Genomic DNA, 18693 nt, shown 5'->3' with positions numbered 1-18693 from the left:
TGTTCTTACTCCTTGACTCTTTAAATTTGCGCTTTATATAAACACGGGACAAATGGTAGGTGAATTTTGCTACCAATTGTCCCGTTATTTGATGAAACTTTAGTCACCAGTATAATACATTAACGCAAAGGCACCTGGACCACCATGGGTTGCAATAATCGGAACCGTTTCTCGAACCAAAATGTTGATATCTGGAAACATTTCTTGAATTTTTGCTTTTATTGGTGCGATCGTTTTCAAAGCGCCAACATGTGAAATACCAATTGATTTAATGTTTGGCGATTTAGCCATTTTTTCATAAACGTCATCAAAAAAGCGACTAATGGTCTTCATTCCCCGACCCTTAGCAACTACCTTAAGTTCACCACCAGTTACCTGTAAAACAATTTTGATATTTAATAATCCACTAATCATTCCGGTCATTCGATTAATCCGACCACCCTTAACCAAATTATCAAGTGTCATAACACCCATATATAATTTAGTGTGATCTCGAATATCCTCAGCAGCCTTCAAAATTTCCTCGCGATTTTTGCCTGCTTGCGCTAATTTTGCGGCTTCAATAACTTGAAATGCCAAGGCACGATCTGTAGTCTGACTATCAACCACAGTAACATCTGTTTTGGAAAGCTGTGCAGCCTGTTCCGCTGCGTGGACAGTACCACTAATGGCTTCTAACATATTGAAACAAATGACTTGGCTGCCATCTGCACCCAGCTTATCAAAAACTTCCACGAACTTACCAATTGGTGGTTGACTAGTTTTTGGTAGTGCTTTGGAATTTTGCATTTTAGTTAAGAATTCTTCATTTGAAATTGTTTCGCGTTCAACATAAATTGTATCATCAATCATAACGGTCAAAGGTACAATTGTGATGTCATAATCGGCGACCTCTTGATCTGTTACACCACATGAGGAATCGGTCACGATTTTGATTTTTGCCATTAAAAGTCACTCTTTCTACACAGATATATTTATGAATTGATTATAACAGAGAACGCTGATATTTTCATTATTCGTTAGAATTATCGGTGTTGATTCGCTCATAAACTTCAAAAGTATGTGCAATTGGATTAGTTTTTGGACCATGACCTAGAACAGTTTTAATAAGTTGCCACTCCGAATAATCAATTGGGATCATGTGTGTGTCTCCGGAAAAATTTTGATCAATATACGTACGATAAAGTCGTTTAACATAAGGATAGAATTGTTGATAAATCTGTTTGCCACCAATCACAAAAACTAACTCAGTCGTTGAATTATAAGTTTTTAATAAATCAGAAACTGAATGAGGCACTTTTAGATTTTTCGTCTCTTTTAAAGTTTTTTGGCGAGTTAAAATCACATTTAATCGATTAGGTAGCGGTTTTGCCCCAAATGATTCAAAGGTTTTTCGTCCCATAATAACTGTGTGACCAGTAGTTAATTTTTTAAAATAGCTGGTGTCATCAGGAATTCGCCATGGAAGTGTATTTTGATTTCCAATGATACCATTTTTTGATTCCGCCCAAATAAACGCTAGCATTCGCTCCACTCCCTTATTTATACCGCAACGGGTGCCTTAATTGCTGGATAAGGATCATAACCTTCTAAATGAATATCTTTTACATCGTAATCAAAAATACTTTTTGCGTCACTTTTAATGATTAATTTTGGCGCTGGTCTTGGTGCGCGTGAAAGTTGGGTTTTAACTTGTTCAACGTGATTACTGTAAATATGAGCATCACCTAAAGTATGAACAAAATCGCCAGGTTGCAGCCCAGTTTCTTTAGCAATCAAACAAGTTAGTAAAGCGTAACTTGCAATATTGAAAGGAACACCTAAGAAGATGTCACCACTTCGTTGGTAAAGCTGACAGCTTAGTTTTCCCTCGGAGACATAAAATTGAAACATGGTGTGACATGGTGGTAACGCCATGGATGGAATGTCTTCAGGATTCCAAGCGGATACAATCATTCTTCTTGAATCAGGATTTGTTTTAATTGTTTGAATAACATCACTAATCTGATCAATACTGTCCCCAGTGGAAGTTTTCCAAGCACGCCACTGTTTTCCGTACACATTACCTAAATCACCAAAACGAGACGCAAATTCATCATTAGTTAGAATTTGCTGATCAAAGCTTTTTTTCTGTTCTTGATAAGCTTTTGCAAATTCCGGATCTTTTAATGAACGGCGACCAAAGTCAGTCATATCTGGACCAGTATATACGGCGCTTTCAATCCATTTTTTAAATGCCCACTCATCCCAAATATGATTATGATGCTGTAGTAAATACCGGATGTTAGTATCGCCATGTAAAAACCACATTAGTTCGCTCTTAATTAAACCAAATGGGACTTTTTTAGTAGTTAATAGCGGAAAACCTTCGGCCAAATTAAAGCGCATTTGATAACCAAACGTACTATAGGTTCCTGTCCCGGTGCGATCATCTTTGTAATTGCCATTTTTCAAAACATAGGATGCTAAATCTAGATAAGCTTGTTCTAACATTTTAAAGACTCCTTACGTTTAGTCGTCAACATACTGACTTAGATATTCCCAACGGGTCATTTTTTCATCTATTTCAGAATCTAAGTTATCGATATTTTTTTGCAAATCAGCCAACTTACCATAATCCTCAGAATTATCGTTCATTTGTTTTTGCAGATCAGCCTTTTTATTTTCTAAATTATCAATGTCACTTTCAATGTGCTGCCACTCTAATTGCTCTGCATAGGTCAATTTCTTTTTTTGATGCGCGGCGGTTGTCACTTTTTTTGGTGTTGCTTTGGGTTCGTTCTTGTCATGAGAATCAGGTTGCACAGCTGTTTGATTTTGTTGATGAAGGTAATCAGTAAAAAGTCCAGTAAAGCGATTGATTTTACCTTGGCCCTCAAAAATCAGTAAGTGTTCCGCTACTTTGTTTAAGAAGTACCGATCATGAGAAACGGTAATTACCGTTCCATTAAAGTGAGCCAGATAATCTTCCAAAACAGTTAGTGTACCAATATCCAAATCGTTTGTTGGTTCATCCAAAAGCAAGACATTAGGTTGCTGCATTAAAATTTTTAATAAATATAGCCGCCGTTTTTCACCACCAGATAGTTTTCTAATTAAGGTACCATGCATCGACCGCGGAAATAAAAACTGTTCCAACAAATTTGTGACACTAATATGTTCTCCATTAGTATTGAGAACGCCAGAACCAACCTCACTAAGATAGCTAATAATTCGTTTATCTTCTGGAATTGGTTCAATTTTTTGCGTGTAATAACCAAGTTTTACGGTTTCACCAATGTCAATAATACCAGAATCTAGCGGTTGTAATTTAGCAATTACCTTGAGTAAGGTTGATTTTCCAGTTCCGTTGTTACCTGTAATTCCTACTCGTTCATCAGCCTGAATTAATTCAGAAAAATCTTTAAGAATAATATGCGAGCCTAAATTTAAGGAAGCATGTTTAAGTTCAATTACTTTTTTACCCAGACGCTGTTGACCTAACTGAACAGCGATATTATCGGTTGATTGTGCTGGTGCATTCACAGAGTCGCTTAAAGTTTCAAAACGATTAATTCGTGCTTGTTGTTTGGTTCCCCGTCCCTGTGGTCCCCGTTTCATCCATGCTAATTCTTGTTTATAAAGGCGTTTTTCTTTCTGTGATTGAACGGCTTCTTGCTCATCTTGAGTAGCCTTTTTAGTTACGTAAGCTTGGTAGTTTCCTGGATACTGTCTAAGTTTTCCAAATGAAAGTTCCCAAATTTGATTAGCAACACGATCAAGAAAATACCGATCATGGGTCACAATAAGAAGTGCACCTTTATATGACGTTAAATATTGTTCTAGCCAAGCAATCGAATCAAAATCAAGGTGGTTAGTTGGTTCATCTAACATTAATAAGTCAGGTGCTTGAATTAAAGTTTGTGCCAAATCCACTCGTTTCTGTTGACCACCAGATAAAGTACCAATCTTTTGGTTCAGATTGGTAATATGGAGCTGGGTCAGAATAGTTTTAACATCACTTTCGGCAGTCCAGGCATCTTCTTGATTCATTTGTTGTTCTGCAATTTCAAATTGGCGTTGATTTTCTTCATTTTCTGGTGCCTGAGAGTAGTTAGCTAAGGCACGTTCATAAAATCGAATGGTTTTGAAAACACGTTGAGAGCCAGCAAAAATAGCATCAAGAATAGTTAAATTTGCATCAAGTGTTGGTGTTTGGCGTAGGTAGCCAACTGTATAATTTTTGGGTGTTTCAATTTGTCCTGAATCCTGTGGACTAACCTTGGCAAGTACATTCAAGAGACTTGTCTTACCCGTACCATTGGTGCCAATTAAGCCAATGCGATCTTGTTCATTGATTAAGAAATTTATCTTTTGAAAAAGAACTTTGGTTCCATAAGTTTCGGTTAAATCTTCTGCTTTTAAAGTTTGCATTATTGTTCATCTTTCTAATCTTCAGAAACTATTTTTTTTGCTTCTAAGAGTAAATCCGGTTGTTTGTTTTCAATTTTACCAGTTAAAACTTCATTTAATAAGATAGTAAGTAGCTTTCCTAACTGTGGACCGGGTGTAGTTATGTGTGCTTTTAATAGAATACCACCATTAATTTTTAATTCGTGAGAATCTTTAATTGGCAGATCTTCATAGCGATCCAAAAGTTGATCCGAATTCCCCGCATTAGGTAAAACATTGGCAACCGTCAAAACATCTTTTATAACTGTTTTACCCGTTTGAAAAAGAATTTGTTCAGAAACCGTGTTCTGATCCATTGCTTCAAACAGGTCTAACCCATTAGAAACTGCAGAAATCAATTCGTTGGAAGTTTTCCAAGCCTTTAGGAAGTGATGACTTTGGTTTGAAGAAATGGTTAAAACCCGACACATCAATAACCAAACTTGATTCTCATTTTCTAGATGTGTATCCTCTCGAATTTTAAGAAGCCTTTTAAGCCTCATTAATTGTCCGTTTAATTGCGGGCAAAACGCATACAGGCCAGTTTCGAGAAAGTAACGAATTCCCTTCACTGGTTTTTGTCCCATCATCATTTTATTAAATTCAACAAGAATACGTTCAACAGCAATTTTTTCGAGTAATTCGGCATGATGTTTGATCGCTGTTTCAGTTGCTGCTTCAATTGTAAAATCTAATTTACTTGCAAAGCGAATCGCACGCATCATCCGTAAAGCATCTTCATGGAACCGTTCTTCGGGCTTACCTACTGCTCGTAAAATATGATCTTTAAGATCTTGCAAGCCATTAAATAGATCAACGACGGTGCCATTCTCTTTAAGTGCAAGGGCATTGACCGTAAAATCACGCCGTTTTAGATCTTCTGCTAATGACCGAACAAAGGTCACTTTGTCTGGTCTTCTAAAGTCCTGATAGCCACTTTCGGTTCTAAAAGTGGTTACTTCGTATTTATTCTGTCCGCTTAAAATCATGACGGTACCATGTTTAATTCCAGTATCAATAGTTTTGGGAAATAACGCTTTAATTTCTGACGGATATGCACTAGTTGCAATGTCCACATCGTGAATATTATCTTGTAAGATGGTGTCACGAACACTTCCACCCACAAAATAGGCTTCGTATCCTGCTTTTTCGATAGTTTGTAAAATGGGACGAGCCGTCACAAATTCAATAGGTAATTTTTTAATCTGCATACACAATTCGCCAACCTAAGTTTTAAAATTTCTTGATCTTATTATCAGAATTAATCTTAACAGAATCCTGCATTTTTTAAAATGGATACGGTCAGTTAGTTAAATGAATATGTTATGATATTGGAGTGAAGTAGGTGAAAACATGATAAAAAAAGAATCCATTCGATTTAAAGATTTATTTATGATTATGTTGGGCTGTTGTTTATATGGATTAGGATTAGCAGCTGTCAACATTCCTAATCATTTGGCTGAGGGAGGTGCTACAGGTATCACCCTAATTTTTCGTGCTTTGTTTCATATTGATCCAGCTTATACAACGATTTTAATTAATATTCCACTGCTTGTAATTGGTTATCGCTTTTTGGGGAAACGGGCTTTATACTACACGATTTTTGGAACGTTAATGTTATCTATGTGGTTGTGGATCTGGCAAAGAGTACCGATAAACATCGATATTAGCCATGATATGTTTATTGCAGGAATCCTTGCCGGTCTTGCCGGTGGCTTTGGTAGCGGCCTTGTTTATCGCTTTGGCGGGACAACTGGTGGTACGGATGTTATTGCTCGTATCATTGAACAAAAGCGTGGTATTCCTATGGGACAAACACTATTTGCGCTTGATGCCGTTGTTTTGACAATTTCGCTTTGTTATATTGATGTTCGTCAAATGATGTATACATTGTTAGCGGCGTTTGTGTTTTCACGAATAGTAACCTTTACGCAAGTAGGTTCGTATGCTGAACGAGGAATTTTGGTTATTAGTGAAAGCTATCAACTGATTGCTGATCAATTAATGATCGAATTACAACGAGGCGCTAGTTTTGTACACGTTCAGGGTGCCTATTCTAAAGATGAAAAAAAGATGGTTTTTTGCGTTCTTTCTGCTAATGAACTGAGTGAAGCCAAACGAATCGTTGATGCAATTGATCCACATGCGTTTATTTCAGTAATTGATGTTCACGAAGTAATTGGAGAGGGATTCACATACGACTCTCCTACCGGAAAAAAAGTTAGTTAAATTTAACAAAAAGGATGTAACCAGGTAGAAATACCCAGTTACATCCTTTTTATTAAACTGAATTATAAGTTGGTTATGAATTGTGGCGAACTTAATTTGATAAGCTAGAATACTTTAACGTCACTAAAAATTGTTGGCAAATCATTAAAATTATATGTTTCGAGTTGCTTAATTTCGCTTTCACCATTGAAAAAGGCAGTATAGCTACGTGAGAGCATTAAATTCAATTCTTGATCATGTGCAAATTGAACCATAATAACTGGTATATTGGCCTCAAAAGCGGCACCGATTTCAAAGATTGTTCCACTATCCGGCTGATTAATACCATCAGTGTCTAATTTGTAATCTAGAATAGCAACCACAGCATCTGCACGGTGTACTTGACGCATGTCACTATTAAAGACCCCTGTTTGCCAACGAAAAGATCCAAATTCTTCACTTTCCATTTGGTGTTCCATAGGAATAAAAATTTTCTTAGCAGAAAGCGTTGGGTTTTTAGCTAATAAGTTTTGGACAGTTCTAACATGTTCCTCTTGTTTTGGGCTAAAGAAAGGTGCAGCAAGATAGATTTGATTGCTCATAAAAATTCTCCTAGTTTAAAATTAATTTTGCTTCCAGACAAAATGATTAGTTGCTATATTTTGAAAGCCCGTTTGACTTAGAAAAGCACTCAATTGACGATTACTTGTATCACATACTAAATTACCATTACTTTGGTTTTTGACGATGTTTACTAAAGTTTCAGAAATGCCTAAACTTTTTTTAGCGGGATCAACTAAAAGATCAATTAATTGATTCTGATCAAAGATAACGACGCCATAAATTGTGCGCTCATTAAAACTCGTGACGATACGCATATCATATTTTTTTGCAACTACATTTTTAAAATGCGTTACTTGTTCATCAAAGTTATCCTTAATAAGGACATCAGAATTTCGTTGATTTACCTTTCGCATAACAGTGACTGTTTTTTTTGCAAATTTTGGAGAATAGTTTTTAATTTTGTATTGTTCCGTACTCATTATCTTTCCTCGATCTTGACTTTTTAAAATTTAATCACGAATTCTATCTTATCACAAATTAATTAAAAATCTCAAAGATCATTGGTTTCATAGTCTTCTAACATGAGACTAAATTCGGAATCATCAGGAGCTAGTTTTAAGTAGGCCTTTAAACTATTAAGAATCCATTCTCGATCGCCCACTTGTCGAAAGAAATATACAGCGGCGTGTAAGAAATCGGTATTGTTGGTGAAAAATGGAAATGCATTTTCATAAGCTTGTTTAGCCTCGAGAAATTTCTCGAGGTGCTCATTAGAAACTGCAATATTCCAGTATATTTGTGGATCCAGATCATTCTCCTGAATGTATGGTTGCAGTAGATCATAATTTTCTTGATAACGTTGTTTCTGGATGTATAAATTACTCAATTGCACAACCGTACGCATTTGTTCAGGATTAACCTTTAAAGCTGTTTTCAAATATTTTTCGACAGCTTTGTAATTTTGTAACTGGTTGGCGAGTTCGGCCGCTTGTGAAAATAGATCTTCGTTAAATTCATCAAAGCCAATTCCCTCTTGAACTGTTTTGTAAGCTGCTTGCACATCGCCATTTTTTTCTTGAGCAGTTGCGAGAATGGTGTATAAAGAAACATAATCTGGATTTGATTCACGCAGCTGTGTTAATAGATCAATTGCACTTGAATAATTTTTTAATTGTAAATAAACAAATCCTTGTTGGAATAAAATATCAGGTGTTTTGTTTCCCGGTTTAATTTGTTCAAAATAGGCCATACTTGTTTCAAATCTTCCCATACCGGCATATGCCGTTGCCAAACGCGCCACTAAATCCACCGAAGAAAGTTTTAGAATGCCTTGTTTGATTAAAGTCAGATAATATGAAGCCGCTTTTTTATAGTTTTGCATCATATTATAAAATTCAGCCAGCGCGAACAACACAACTTGCTCGTCAGGGGCAATTCTTTCAGCCTCTAACAACTTCTGTTCACTAACTTCGTATAGTTCCTCCGTTTGATAAAGATCGGCTGAGACAAGCAGAGATTGAAGATAGGCATCAGAGTCAGGCTTCACCACTGCAAGATTTTGTAATGCTTCATCGGTATTTCCTTGTCCAATTTCAATATCTGCTAAATTAACATGCAACGAATCTTCGTCTGAATACTTTTTTAAGAGATTTTCGTATATTCGTTTGGCTTTTTTATCAAACCCAAGTGAATATAATTCCTCTGCAAAGCTGTTCAGGGTATCATCATCATCTTTACGAAGAGCCCATGCATATAAGCGATTACCAGCTTCAATATCGCCGTTCTCAATTTTTTGTAATGCTTGTTCTGAATAGCTCATGATAGTCACCTTTCATCAAAAAATCAGTATCTCTATATTAAGTGTTTTGAGCTAAAAAATCCAGCATAACAGTTGTTATGCTGGATTCTAAATAGAAAAATTTGAAAGATTATTTAACTGCGTCCTTCAATGCTTTTCCTGGCTTGAATGCAGGTACCTTGCTAGCAGGAATTTGAATTTCCTTACCAGTTTGAGGGTTACGTCCCTTACGTGCAGCACGTTGACGTACTTCAAAGTTACCGAAACCGATCAATTGAACTTTCTCGCCCTTTGCTAATGTGGATTGAACTGAGCCAAATACAGCATCTACTGCTGCGGCAGCATCCTTTTTAGTTAAACCAGTTTTTGATGCAACATCATCTACTAATTGAGCTTTGTTTGCCATGTGATTCACCTCCTAGGTAAAATTGAATTGATGAATTAATCATCAACTTGTCAACCTTGAGTGGTCCAAGATTAACGAAACAATAACCCTGAACGGTATTATTTCAATTTCAAAGATATCACAGGAAGGCTGTTATGACAAGGGTTTTAATGCGAATTGTCTAAAAACTAAACGTTTTCGATAAAAAATAAGGAAATAATTGACAATTACTTACGACGACGTTCAATTAAATGAATTGGAGTTCCGGAAAAATCAAAGGCTTCTCGAATTCGATTTTCCAAAAATCTTTCATAAGAAAAATGCATCATATCCGGATCATTTACGAAAATAACAAATGTTGGTGGCTCTGTACTTACTTGGGTGCCATAGTACACACGAAGACGCTTGCCGTTATCACTAGGTGTCGGATTAATTGCAATGGCATCCATGATCACATCGTTAAGTGTTGATGACTGGACACGACGCCGATGGTTTTCATCCACACGTGCAATCAATTCTGGCAATTGAGCTAAGCGTTGTTTAGTAACTGCAGAAACAAAAATAATCGGTGCATAGCTCAGATAAGCAAACTGATCGCGAATGCCAGCTTCAAATTCATGAAGCGTATGATTATCCTTTTTCAGGGTATCCCACTTATTGACCACGATAATAATTCCACGACCAGCTTCATGCGCATAACCCGCAATTCGTTTGTCCTGTTCTCGAATGCCTTCTTCTGCATTAAGAACTACTAAAACCACATTGCTATTATCAATGGCCTTCATTGCGCGCATAACACTATACCGTTCAGTATTTTCGTAAACCTTACCCTTTTTACGCATACCTGCAGTATCAACCATCGTAAAGTCAGTTCCTTCAGGAGTTGTGAACTTGGTATCAATTGCATCTCGAGTCGTTCCTGCAATGTCAGACACGATGACACGATCTTCTCCCAATAACGCATTTACAATGGATGATTTACCGACGTTCGGACGGCCGATTAAACTAAAGCGAATTGAATCATCTTTCTCATCAGTTTTAGAATCAGGAAATTCTTTGACAATAGCGTCTAATAGATCACCTAGACCTAATCCATGGCTACCTGAGATTGGATATGGATCCCCAAAACCCAAACTGTAAAAGTCATAGATCTCTTGACGTAGTTCTGCATTATCTACCTTATTAACGGCTAAAATGACAGGTTTATTTGCTTTATATAAAATACGCGCAACTTTTTCGTCAGCATCTGTAATGCCTTCTTTAACACTAACGAGAAAAACGATCACATCTGCTTCATCAATCGCGATTTCTGCTTGATCCTGAATTTGATTGACAAAAGGTTCGTCACTAATATCAATACCACCAGTATCGATCACACTAAATTCATGTCCGATCCACTCACTGTGAGCATAGATACGATCTCGAGTTACACCAGGAGTATCTTCGACAATTGAGATTCGATCTCCTACTACCCGGTTGAAAATTGTTGATTTTCCCACATTGGGACGGCCAACAATGGCAACAATTGGATTTGCCATAGTAGAACCTCACTTTCTAGTTTATAAAAAAGGCTGTGAAATAATCACAGCCCCAGTAATTGTTATTTTAAATTACTTTTCGTCATTATCCTGGTTACCTTTAAGTTCATTACCGATCAAATCGCCTAATGTAAAACCAGTACTTTCCTCAGGTGCATCGTTCTTGTAGTTATTAGCTGCAGGACGACTGTTGCGAGAATTACGTTGTTTTGGTTCTGATTTAGGAGCCTCTTCCAAAGCTTTAATTGAAAGTGCCAATCGATGTGCATCTGGATGAACTTCCAAAACCTTAACCTTAATCTTATCACCAGTCTTTAATACATCGCTAGGACTGTCGATATGTTTGTGTGAGATTTGTGAAATATGAACTAAACCTTCAACGCCAGGGAATACTTCAACAAAAGCTCCAAAATCAGTTAATCGTTTAACAGTACCATCTAAGACAGAACCGGCTGCTGCTTTTTCCTCAATATCATCCCAAGGTCCAGGCAATGTTTGCTTTAATGATAATGAAATACGACCACGATCTTCATCAATTGCAAGAACTTTCACATTAATCTTTTGACCAACTTTTAATTTGTCAGAAGGTTTGTTGACATGCTCATAAGCAATTTCAGAAACATGAACTAATCCATCAACACCGCCAAGGTCAACAAAAGCTCCAAAGTTTGTAAGACGAGCTACAGTACCCTCAACAATGTCGCCAGCTGTGAGATGTGACATTAATTCTTCACGTTTAGCAGCATTTTCTTCTTGTACAATTGCCTTATGAGATAAAATTAGACGATTGTCAGCAGGATTAACTTCAACAATCTTCAATTTTAATGTTTGACCCTTGTATACATTAAGATCTTCTACATAACGATCTTCAATCATTGAAGCTGGAATAAATCCACGTACACCAGCATCAACAACTAAACCGCCTTTGACAACCTGAGTAACAGGTGCTTCAATTTCAACACCGTCATCAGCTTTTTTCTGAATTTCATCCCAAACCTTGCGAGCTTCAATACGACGATGTGAAAGTAAGTAACTGCCACCCTCTTTGTCATTTCCAATTTTAGAAACAACAACGAGATCCAACTTATCGCCTACTTTAACGGCGTCATTGATATCATCGATGTGAGCAGTTGAGAGCTCACGCAATGGAACTACGCCTTCAACACCGGTACCTTCAATTCCCACAATAACTTGTTTGTCATCGTCAATGTCTAAAACTTCACCTTTTACAACATCACCGATTTTTACTTCTTCCACACTGTTAAGTGCGTTTAATAAATCATTATTTTGACCTGATTCGTTTTCGCTCATTACGAATTTCCTCCTTAACAACACTATACTATTCTATCATAGCTGAAATTGTCGATAAAAGCTAGTTAAATAATTAGAATTTCTATTTTATTCGCTGATTAATGATTTTTGTGATTTCATTGACCACTTGTTCAATTGTCATTGAAGTTGTATCCACTTCAATTGCATCTTTTGCCTTAGTTAAAGGTGACACTTTTCGGGTTGAATCTTTATGATCACGAACTTCAATTTCTTTTTTTAATTGTGCTAATGGTGTTTCAATACCCTTAGCAATATTTTCTTTGTAACGTCGTTCTGCCCGTTCTGAAACACTAGCAATTAAAAATATTTTAACTGGTGCATTAGGCAAAACTGCTGTGCCAATATCACGTCCATCCATCACAATACTATTCTGATTAGCGATTTCTCGCTGGCGATTAACTAACTCAGTACGCACACCAGCCAAACTGGCAATTGTTGAAACTGAATTAGTGATGTTTGGTTGACGAATATCTTCCGTAACTTCTTTATCATCCACAAATACATGTTGAACGGGATTTCCAGGTGTAAAAGAAATTTTTGTCTGTTTTAACATTGCAACAATGGTGGATTCATCACTTAAACTGAGATGATTTTGAATGGCCTTCAGTGTTACCGAACGGTACATGGCACCAGTATCACAATAAATATAACCAAAATTCTTTGCAACTAATTTGGCCACCGTACTTTTTCCAGCGGATGCTGGACCGTCAATGGCAACCTGTATCTTCTGTTTTTCCATGAATAAACGACTCCCCATTTAATTATTTAACTCGTAAACGTTGACCTGGTTTTAGTTCGGAACTACTAGTTAATCCGTTAAGTTCCATTAATTTTTGTTGTGAAATACCATTGTTCACGGCAATTCGATATAAGCCTTCGCCTGCAGGAACGGTTACGTACTTTTTGGTTGTACTACTACTTGAGGAGCTAGAGGTCGAAGAACTGGAAGAACTTGAGCTCGTAGAAGTACTTGATGATGAGCTAGCTGAAGACTTGGAACTTGCAGCAGCTAATGAACTACTTTTTGCTTCTTTACTAGATGCACTTTCAGCCTTAGACTTACTTTCACTTACTGAACTGGCCAGTTTTTTTGAAGATTTAGCTGCAGCCTTGTCTGCAATCGCCTTACTGGAAGCACTTGCCTTCTTTTTTGATGAAGCAATCTGTGCATCAGTTTGTGGTCGATTAAAATTATTTTGATTGTATTTATAAACCACAATTGGTGAAATGAATAGCAAAACAACCACAATTCCGACCACCGTAACAATTAACTTAGTGTAACGGTATGATCTACGATTTGCTCGTCTCGAAGGTGAACTCGTAGGATTATCAGTACTAGATCGTTGTTTTTCCGTTTGTTTATCATCAGAATTGGTATTTTTATTTTGACTCATTCTCATTCCTCCTAGAAAAAACTACCAGAACAATTGTAACATATTGGTTAATTTCCGTGTTTACTTTTTCTGTGAAAATAATTGATTTAACCTGGTTTGCCACGGAACTAAAGATAGACTTTGATTTGAATCTTGCTCCACTTCGCTTGTTTCCGTGAGCTTAAGTGTCGCAACCGCTTCGAATACACAATCAATACCACAACAATTAGCATTATGAGTAACCTCTTGTTCACCAAAATGAGTTAGCAAGTTATTACGTAGACAATTTTCTTCATTTACAAAATTTAGCATTTGCATCAAACTATTTTGTTTAGCTACTTGACGATTCTCAAAAATCTGGCTTACTTCTTGAGCAGACTTATGCTGGTCATGATAGTAAGTCAGTAATTGTTTTTGATCAGGTTCAAAAGATGCACGACTTTCCGGTTTTGCAAAAAAAGTTTGCACATTACTTGCACTTGGAAAACCTTTCATGTTAAGCGTGCTTGGAATGTATTCATCACCTGCCGTGTACAAAAGAATTGCAATACTTGGTTGCTGATCCCGACCAGCTCGACCAATTTCTTGTAAGTAATCTTCTAGATTTCCGGGCATATGATAATGAATAACAAAACGCACATTATTCTTATCAATTCCCATCCCGAACGCACTAGTTGCACAAATAACATTCACTTTTCCTAACATGAATTGTTGTTGAATGCGATAACGATCTTGTAGGCTAACATCAGCGTGGTAAGCGGCCACCGAACGGTCAGTTTGTTGAGCAATTAATTCAGTCATTTGATTAGCAATTTTCTTACTTGAAAAATAAATAATTCCTGAACCTTTAATCATTTTTAGTAATTTAAATAGTTTTTTGTTTTTTTGAGCTGGAGTTTCACAATGTTCTACATCTAAGTAAATATTGGGGCGATCCACTGAATATACTACTTGTTCAACCTGATCTGAGTGAAATCCCATTTTTTTAAGAATATCCTCACGGACTGATTTGGTTGCTGTGGCTGTCAACATTAAGGTTGTTGGAGATCCTAACTGACTTAAAAGGTCTTTTAACTTTAAATAATCTGGTCGAAAATCCGGTCCCCATTGTGATAGGCAGTGAGCCTCATCAATAACAAATAAACCATAATCTAGTTGTTTCAGTGCGTTTAAAACCTCAGGTTGAGTCGCCATTTCAGGAGAAAGATAGATGAATCGATAATTTCTTAAATGGTTTAACGTAAATTCACGTTGGTTGTGGTCTAATTTTGAGGTCAGCCCCACCACGTGTTTTTCACCTAACCTATTCAAACGAGCTACCTGATCATCAATTAATGATATTAAAGGTGAAATAACGAGAACTGGACGGTTTAATAAGTATCCGAGTAATTGATAAATTAAAGATTTTCCAGTTCCAGTAGGTAACACGGCCAAAACATTCTTTGAATTGCAAAGATGATGAATAATTTCAAGTTGTCCCAATTTAAACGTAGAAAAGCCAAATTTAGCTTGCAAAACTTTATAGAGATCATGCGCTTCAATTTGCATATTGAATTTGCCCTCTTTCAATTTGTAATAAGCGAAATTCAAAGAAAGAAAAACGAGCATCTCGTTTTAAAACTTCGTCGAATTGCCATTGGCTAACCTGATAAGTGGTCAAATAATTTTTTAAATCTGTTGAAATTGACTTAGGCAGTAACAAATTAAAAGGAAAATCAGTTGTCAACATAGCGGCTTCCAATAAATGTTCTTTAACCGTATTAAGCTTTACATGCCTTAATGTAGCAACGTTTTGAAGATCTTTGGTTTTTAAATAAAGCTGATATGAACGCAAACTGCTGGTTGAAAGTGGTGATGGTGTAATCCAAGGCAATACAATTTGATTGCATAAAAAATGATCCGTTTTTGCATCATCTAATGCCCATCGAATAAAATCAGCAATAAGTGTTAATTTTTGAAGATGCCACGCAAACGAGGTTAGATCTAAGATAGATTCAAATTGCGCATCCGTTAAACCATAATCATTATGACCAATAAAACTATTCGTGAAAATGTCAGCTTTTTCGGTTGGAATGGTATTTAGAAACGCTGTAAATTCTGCTTGTAGTTGTTCCGGTAACGTATCAGACTTATTTTTTAGAAACCACTGTTTACTTCTTGCCATAACTTGTCCAGTATATTGCAAGGGGTAATATCGATTATTCTTATAGGAAAACTCAGATGTAATTTGAATGACTAAGTTTAGACATTGTTGCACGGTTTCCAAGTTGGTATGTAAACCCATTCCCGAAAGATGAAATTGTACAATACTTTCTTGAATAATTTGTTGCATTTGTTTACCAGCCGTAGTTAATCGAATTTGATCATTTTGTTGTTTTTCGATTAGTTTCTTTTCTTGAAGTAAGTTTATTGCCCTTTCAAAATCAGTCGCCGTCAATTTAGGAAATAAATTAAAAAAAGGCAGAAGACCGTATTGTATTCCCCAAAAAATGTTAGATACAGTTCTTCTCCCAATTAAATTGTTTAGCAATACTTTTGGACGGCGCCAGTCATCGGTACTTAAAAATTGTAATAAAAAGTATGAAAAGTTAAATTCGTTATTCATTTTACCTACCGTTGTGTTAGTCGAGTAATTTCATTGAGTTTTAAGGAGCGCCATTCACCAGATTGCAAGCCATCTAAAGTTAAAAATCCGTATTTTTCACGCTTTAGCTTGATTACTGGATGGTCAATTTTTTCAAACATTTTTTTAACCTGATGATTACGACCTTCATGAATTGTGATTTCTACAATAGCCGTTTTTTTATCTAAATCAGAACTCATGACCCTTGTTTTTGCAGGTGCCGTAAGTTTTTTATCAATTCGCACTCCATGGCGCAATTTTTCTAATTGATCATTAGTCGGAATGCCTTCAACTTTGGCAACATAAGTTTTTTCAAATTTATATTTTGGATGAGTTAATTTATTCGCCAACGCACCATCATTGGTCATTAGCAAAATGCCCGACGTGTCGTAATCTAAACGACCAACGGGATAAATTCGTTGACGTACATCTGGAAAGTAGCTCATGACGGTTTTTCTATTTTTTTCATCTTTAACGCTTGATATTACACCCCTTGGTTTATAAAAAAGAAGGTATACAAGTTTTTCACGTTGAAGCGGGATGCCATCAACTTCGATTTCGTCGTCATCATCCACCTTGGTTCCCAATATTTTAATTGTTTGGCCATTAACCTTAACATGGCCAGTAGTAATCAAAGTTTCTGATTTTCGGCGAGAAGCAACTCCCGCTTCTGCCATTACTTTTTGCAATCGTTCATTTGCCATCCGATTTTGCCTCATTTTCGTGTAATTTTTCATTAAATTGTTTTAAATACAAATCGCCATTATTATTTAAATTATCAGATTGAATATTTGGCAAGGCTGGTAAACTCTGAAGATTTGTCAATCCAAAATAATCTAAAAAATAATCGGTTGTTTGGTAAATAATCGGTCGACCAGGTTCATCTAGTCGCCCTGCTTCACTAATTAAATTTCGAATGGTTAGTTTTTGCAACATGGAACCACTCTGTACACCACGAATTTCATCAATTTCAAGTCTTGTTATTGGTTGCTTATAGGCCACAATTGCAAGTACTTCAAGCGATGCAGGTGACAATTTAGTTAGTTGTGGGGCATCAAAATAGTTTTTTATTACTGTGGCCACTTCTGCTTTTGTGGCCAAGCGATAACGATGTCCAAAATTTAAAACGGTTAAAGCCGAATCAGGGTCCTTCTCATATTTATTGGCTAGGTTATCCAACATAGTTGTTACTGCCGGTTTCATAAAACCCGTCATTTCTGCAATATCGGCGAGACTTAGTCCATCTTCACCGCTGACGAATAAAAGGGCTTCAATTTTTTGTATGTTACTTGCCATTTCTAATTTCACCTAAACTGAATAATTTGATGGTACCTAATCGTCCATCCTGTTGGAAAGTTATGTTTTGTTTTTTTACCATTTCTAGCATGGCCATAAAAGTAACAACAACTCCAGTTACACTTACGTTAGCTTCGAAGAGTGAATCAAAACTAACACCATCTGGATGTTGAAGAAGAGAGGTTTCGATTACCTTGACTCTTTGTGCAATTGAAACTGAATCCTCAGTTACAGTGCGGTGAATTGGTTGATCATTTTCTTGCTTAATTAATACTTTTTGAAACGCCTGCTGAAGCATGGTTAATGTGAGTCCTGGAGCTAAATGTGCCAATTGCATTCCCTCAGGAACGGCTGCTTCTTCACGTGTATAGAATTGATCACGTTTGTTTTCTTCGTGTTGTAATGCTTTAGCAGCTTGCTGATATTTTTGATATTCAACTAACTGATTGACCAGATCTAAACGTGGATCTGTATCCTCTTCCGGACTATCTTCAGAATCAAATTCGGTTGGTAAAAGCAGTTTACTTTTAATTCTCATTAAGGTTGCGGCCATAATGAGATATTCGCCAGCAATATCTAACTTTAATTGTTGATTCTTGTGCAAATAGCCTAAATATTGGGAAGTGATTTCAGAAATTTGAATATCATAAATATCCATTTTGGCCTGTTTAATAAGATGTAATAACAAATCTAATGGACCTTCAAAGTCATTTATTTTTACATTTGGTAGTGTTTCCGGCTGTTCATTTGCTGAACTATTCATTTTTTTCTTTTTCCCACCTTGCTAACGCAGGCGTCGTTTCAATAGTTCCCATCATTTGTAAATCTGGATAGTAATTTGCCAGCGAATTAAAAATTTGATTTTCATTTTCTTTAGTTTGTTGTTGAGGAATAAAAGCCAAATGATGAATCATTAAATATTTATCCTGTTTTTCAACGCCAACCAAACCAATAAAATCACCATCTTCATTTTTTTGAAGATATAAATTACGATCGTCAGTAGCCGCATACCATTCTAACTCATGGTTAATGCGATCAATATCTTTTAGGCCTGGAATAAACGATAGTAATCCCATAACTATTTTTTGGAACGAATCTCTATATTTTACTAACAAGTTGAACTCAGCCTCCTAGGGGTCTGTTCA

At 36.4% G+C, this 18693-nt stretch carries 20 protein-coding genes; 1 reads left to right on the top strand and 19 read right to left on the bottom strand.

The genetic code is table 11. From position 1 onward, the window contains the following. Nucleotides 1-99 precede the first annotated feature (99 nt). The 5 genes from AB3219_RS08610 to AB3219_RS08590 all read right to left on the bottom strand — a co-directional run bounded on the left by AB3219_RS08610 (nucleotide 100) and on the right by AB3219_RS08590 (nucleotide 5642). On the bottom strand, nucleotides 100-945 hold the full coding sequence (locus AB3219_RS08610; protein ID WP_216754309.1) for a DegV family protein: 846 nt from the start codon (nucleotides 943-945) through the stop codon (nucleotides 100-102). 67 nt (nucleotides 946-1012) lie between these two features. After that, on the bottom strand, nucleotides 1013-1525 hold the full coding sequence (locus AB3219_RS08605; RefSeq protein WP_216754308.1) for a dihydrofolate reductase: 513 nt from the start codon (nucleotides 1523-1525) through the stop codon (nucleotides 1013-1015). Nucleotides 1526-1542: 17 nt separating this feature from the next. Further along, nucleotides 1543-2493 (bottom strand): thymidylate synthase, encoded by a 951-nt coding sequence (locus tag AB3219_RS08600; RefSeq protein WP_263773453.1) that lies wholly within the window; start codon nucleotides 2491-2493, stop codon nucleotides 1543-1545. Nucleotides 2494-2511: 18 nt separating this feature from the next. Continuing rightward, on the bottom strand, nucleotides 2512-4413 hold the full coding sequence (locus AB3219_RS08595) for an ABC-F family ATP-binding cassette domain-containing protein (RefSeq protein ID WP_216762955.1): 1902 nt from the start codon (nucleotides 4411-4413) through the stop codon (nucleotides 2512-2514). A 14-nt stretch (nucleotides 4414-4427) separates the two neighbouring features. After that, the gene (locus AB3219_RS08590; protein ID WP_216754305.1) at nucleotides 4428-5642 is read right to left on the bottom strand and encodes a CCA tRNA nucleotidyltransferase; all 1215 of its coding nucleotides are present in this window, start codon (nucleotides 5640-5642) and stop codon (nucleotides 4428-4430) included. A gap of 142 nt (nucleotides 5643-5784) precedes the next feature. On the opposite strand from AB3219_RS08590, the gene AB3219_RS08585 reads away from it, so the two are divergent. Then, on the top strand, nucleotides 5785-6660 hold the full coding sequence (locus AB3219_RS08585; protein ID WP_057806044.1) for a YitT family protein: 876 nt from the start codon (nucleotides 5785-5787) through the stop codon (nucleotides 6658-6660). Nucleotides 6661-6764: 104 nt separating this feature from the next. Here the strand turns inward: AB3219_RS08585 and AB3219_RS08580 are convergent, their stop codons facing one another. From AB3219_RS08580 to AB3219_RS08515, 14 genes are all read right to left on the bottom strand, one after another. After that, complete coding sequence (locus tag AB3219_RS08580; RefSeq protein ID WP_216762956.1) at nucleotides 6765-7241, bottom strand: nucleoside 2-deoxyribosyltransferase; 477 nt, start codon at nucleotides 7239-7241, stop codon at nucleotides 6765-6767. A gap of 21 nt (nucleotides 7242-7262) precedes the next feature. Next, complete coding sequence (locus AB3219_RS08575) at nucleotides 7263-7682, bottom strand: hypothetical protein (RefSeq protein WP_216762957.1); 420 nt, start codon at nucleotides 7680-7682, stop codon at nucleotides 7263-7265. Between the two features lie 71 nt (nucleotides 7683-7753). After that, nucleotides 7754-9022, bottom strand: a complete 1269-nt coding sequence (locus tag AB3219_RS08570) for a tetratricopeptide repeat protein (RefSeq protein ID WP_367369401.1) — start codon at nucleotides 9020-9022, stop codon at nucleotides 7754-7756. A gap of 109 nt (nucleotides 9023-9131) precedes the next feature. After that, nucleotides 9132-9407 (bottom strand): HU family DNA-binding protein, encoded by a 276-nt coding sequence (locus tag AB3219_RS08565; RefSeq protein WP_046871107.1) that lies wholly within the window; start codon nucleotides 9405-9407, stop codon nucleotides 9132-9134. 206 nt (nucleotides 9408-9613) lie between these two features. Next, entirely contained in the window at nucleotides 9614-10924 is a 1311-nt protein-coding gene (gene der, locus AB3219_RS08560) for a ribosome biogenesis GTPase Der (RefSeq protein WP_057806050.1), read from the bottom strand. A 72-nt stretch (nucleotides 10925-10996) separates the two neighbouring features. Beyond that, entirely contained in the window at nucleotides 10997-12235 is a 1239-nt protein-coding gene (gene rpsA, locus AB3219_RS08555) for a 30S ribosomal protein S1 (protein ID WP_057806052.1), read from the bottom strand. Nucleotides 12236-12317: 82 nt separating this feature from the next. Continuing rightward, nucleotides 12318-12995 carry a (d)CMP kinase gene (gene cmk / locus AB3219_RS08550; RefSeq protein WP_057806054.1) on the bottom strand — a complete coding sequence of 226 codons (678 nt, stop codon included), beginning with the start codon at nucleotides 12993-12995 and terminating at the stop codon, nucleotides 12318-12320. A 22-nt stretch (nucleotides 12996-13017) separates the two neighbouring features. Beyond that, a complete protein-coding gene (locus AB3219_RS08545) occupies nucleotides 13018-13650 on the bottom strand; it encodes a LysM domain-containing protein (RefSeq protein WP_057806057.1) in 633 nt (210 codons plus the stop codon). Nucleotides 13651-13710: 60 nt separating this feature from the next. Continuing rightward, the gene (locus tag AB3219_RS08540; protein ID WP_216762959.1) at nucleotides 13711-15177 is read right to left on the bottom strand and encodes an ATP-dependent DNA helicase RecQ; all 1467 of its coding nucleotides are present in this window, start codon (nucleotides 15175-15177) and stop codon (nucleotides 13711-13713) included. Then, nucleotides 15167-16234 carry a helix-turn-helix domain-containing protein gene (locus AB3219_RS08535; RefSeq protein WP_216762960.1) on the bottom strand — a complete coding sequence of 356 codons (1068 nt, stop codon included), beginning with the start codon at nucleotides 16232-16234 and terminating at the stop codon, nucleotides 15167-15169. The genes AB3219_RS08540 and AB3219_RS08535 overlap by 11 nt, the downstream gene beginning before the upstream one ends. Nucleotides 16235-16239: 5 nt before the next feature. After that, the gene (locus tag AB3219_RS08530) at nucleotides 16240-16956 is read right to left on the bottom strand and encodes a pseudouridine synthase (RefSeq protein WP_057806061.1); all 717 of its coding nucleotides are present in this window, start codon (nucleotides 16954-16956) and stop codon (nucleotides 16240-16242) included. Further along, on the bottom strand, nucleotides 16946-17548 hold the full coding sequence (scpB, locus tag AB3219_RS08525; RefSeq protein ID WP_216754297.1) for an SMC-Scp complex subunit ScpB: 603 nt from the start codon (nucleotides 17546-17548) through the stop codon (nucleotides 16946-16948). The genes AB3219_RS08530 and scpB overlap by 11 nt, the downstream gene beginning before the upstream one ends. Then, nucleotides 17538-18311, bottom strand: a complete 774-nt coding sequence (locus AB3219_RS08520; RefSeq protein WP_216754296.1) for a ScpA family protein — start codon at nucleotides 18309-18311, stop codon at nucleotides 17538-17540. The genes scpB and AB3219_RS08520 overlap by 11 nt, the downstream gene beginning before the upstream one ends. After that, nucleotides 18304-18663, bottom strand: a complete 360-nt coding sequence (locus AB3219_RS08515) for an N-acetyltransferase (RefSeq protein ID WP_216762961.1) — start codon at nucleotides 18661-18663, stop codon at nucleotides 18304-18306. Before AB3219_RS08515 ends, AB3219_RS08520 begins: the two co-directional genes overlap by 8 nt. Nucleotides 18664-18693 lie beyond the last annotated feature (30 nt).

This window comes from Pediococcus ethanolidurans (assembly GCF_964062635.1).
In the GTDB taxonomy this organism is placed as follows: domain Bacteria; phylum Bacillota; class Bacilli; order Lactobacillales; family Lactobacillaceae; genus Pediococcus; species Pediococcus ethanolidurans.
The sequence above is the reverse complement of the archived record's forward strand: the minus strand, read 5'-3'. Positions and strand labels throughout refer to the sequence as shown.

What these genes read in the sequence shown, in the direction of transcription:
- AB3219_RS08590 (WP_216754305.1), bottom strand. Translation starts at nt 5,642, where the DNA reads ATGCAGATTAAAAAATTACCTATTGAATTTGTGACGGCTCGTCCCATT.
- AB3219_RS08595 (WP_216762955.1), bottom strand. Translation starts at nt 4,413, where the DNA reads ATGCAAACTTTAAAAGCAGAAGATTTAACCGAAACTTATGGAACCAAA.
- AB3219_RS08570 (WP_367369401.1), bottom strand. Translation starts at nt 9,022, where the DNA reads ATGAGCTATTCAGAACAAGCATTACAAAAAATTGAGAACGGCGATATT.
- AB3219_RS08535 (WP_216762960.1), bottom strand. Translation starts at nt 16,234, where the DNA reads ATGAATAACGAATTTAACTTTTCATACTTTTTATTACAATTTTTAAGT.
- AB3219_RS08600 (WP_263773453.1), bottom strand. Translation starts at nt 2,493, where the DNA reads ATGTTAGAACAAGCTTATCTAGATTTAGCATCCTATGTTTTGAAAAAT.
- scpB (WP_216754297.1), bottom strand. Translation starts at nt 17,548, where the DNA reads ATGGCAAGTAACATACAAAAAATTGAAGCCCTTTTATTCGTCAGCGGT.
- AB3219_RS08540 (WP_216762959.1), bottom strand. Translation starts at nt 15,177, where the DNA reads ATGCAAATTGAAGCGCATGATCTCTATAAAGTTTTGCAAGCTAAATTT.
- AB3219_RS08565 (WP_046871107.1), bottom strand. Translation starts at nt 9,407, where the DNA reads ATGGCAAACAAAGCTCAATTAGTAGATGATGTTGCATCAAAAACTGGT.
- cmk (WP_057806054.1), bottom strand. Translation starts at nt 12,995, where the DNA reads ATGGAAAAACAGAAGATACAGGTTGCCATTGACGGTCCAGCATCCGCT.
- AB3219_RS08605 (WP_216754308.1), bottom strand. Translation starts at nt 1,525, where the DNA reads ATGCTAGCGTTTATTTGGGCGGAATCAAAAAATGGTATCATTGGAAAT.
- AB3219_RS08585 (WP_057806044.1), top strand. Translation starts at nt 5,785, where the DNA reads ATGATAAAAAAAGAATCCATTCGATTTAAAGATTTATTTATGATTATG.
- AB3219_RS08530 (WP_057806061.1), bottom strand. Translation starts at nt 16,956, where the DNA reads ATGGCAAATGAACGATTGCAAAAAGTAATGGCAGAAGCGGGAGTTGCT.
- AB3219_RS08580 (WP_216762956.1), bottom strand. Translation starts at nt 7,241, where the DNA reads ATGAGCAATCAAATCTATCTTGCTGCACCTTTCTTTAGCCCAAAACAA.
- AB3219_RS08545 (WP_057806057.1), bottom strand. Translation starts at nt 13,650, where the DNA reads ATGAGTCAAAATAAAAATACCAATTCTGATGATAAACAAACGGAAAAA.
- rpsA (WP_057806052.1), bottom strand. Translation starts at nt 12,235, where the DNA reads ATGAGCGAAAACGAATCAGGTCAAAATAATGATTTATTAAACGCACTT.
- der (WP_057806050.1), bottom strand. Translation starts at nt 10,924, where the DNA reads ATGGCAAATCCAATTGTTGCCATTGTTGGCCGTCCCAATGTGGGAAAA.
- AB3219_RS08575 (WP_216762957.1), bottom strand. Translation starts at nt 7,682, where the DNA reads ATGAGTACGGAACAATACAAAATTAAAAACTATTCTCCAAAATTTGCA.
- AB3219_RS08520 (WP_216754296.1), bottom strand. Translation starts at nt 18,311, where the DNA reads ATGAATAGTTCAGCAAATGAACAGCCGGAAACACTACCAAATGTAAAA.
- AB3219_RS08610 (WP_216754309.1), bottom strand. Translation starts at nt 945, where the DNA reads ATGGCAAAAATCAAAATCGTGACCGATTCCTCATGTGGTGTAACAGAT.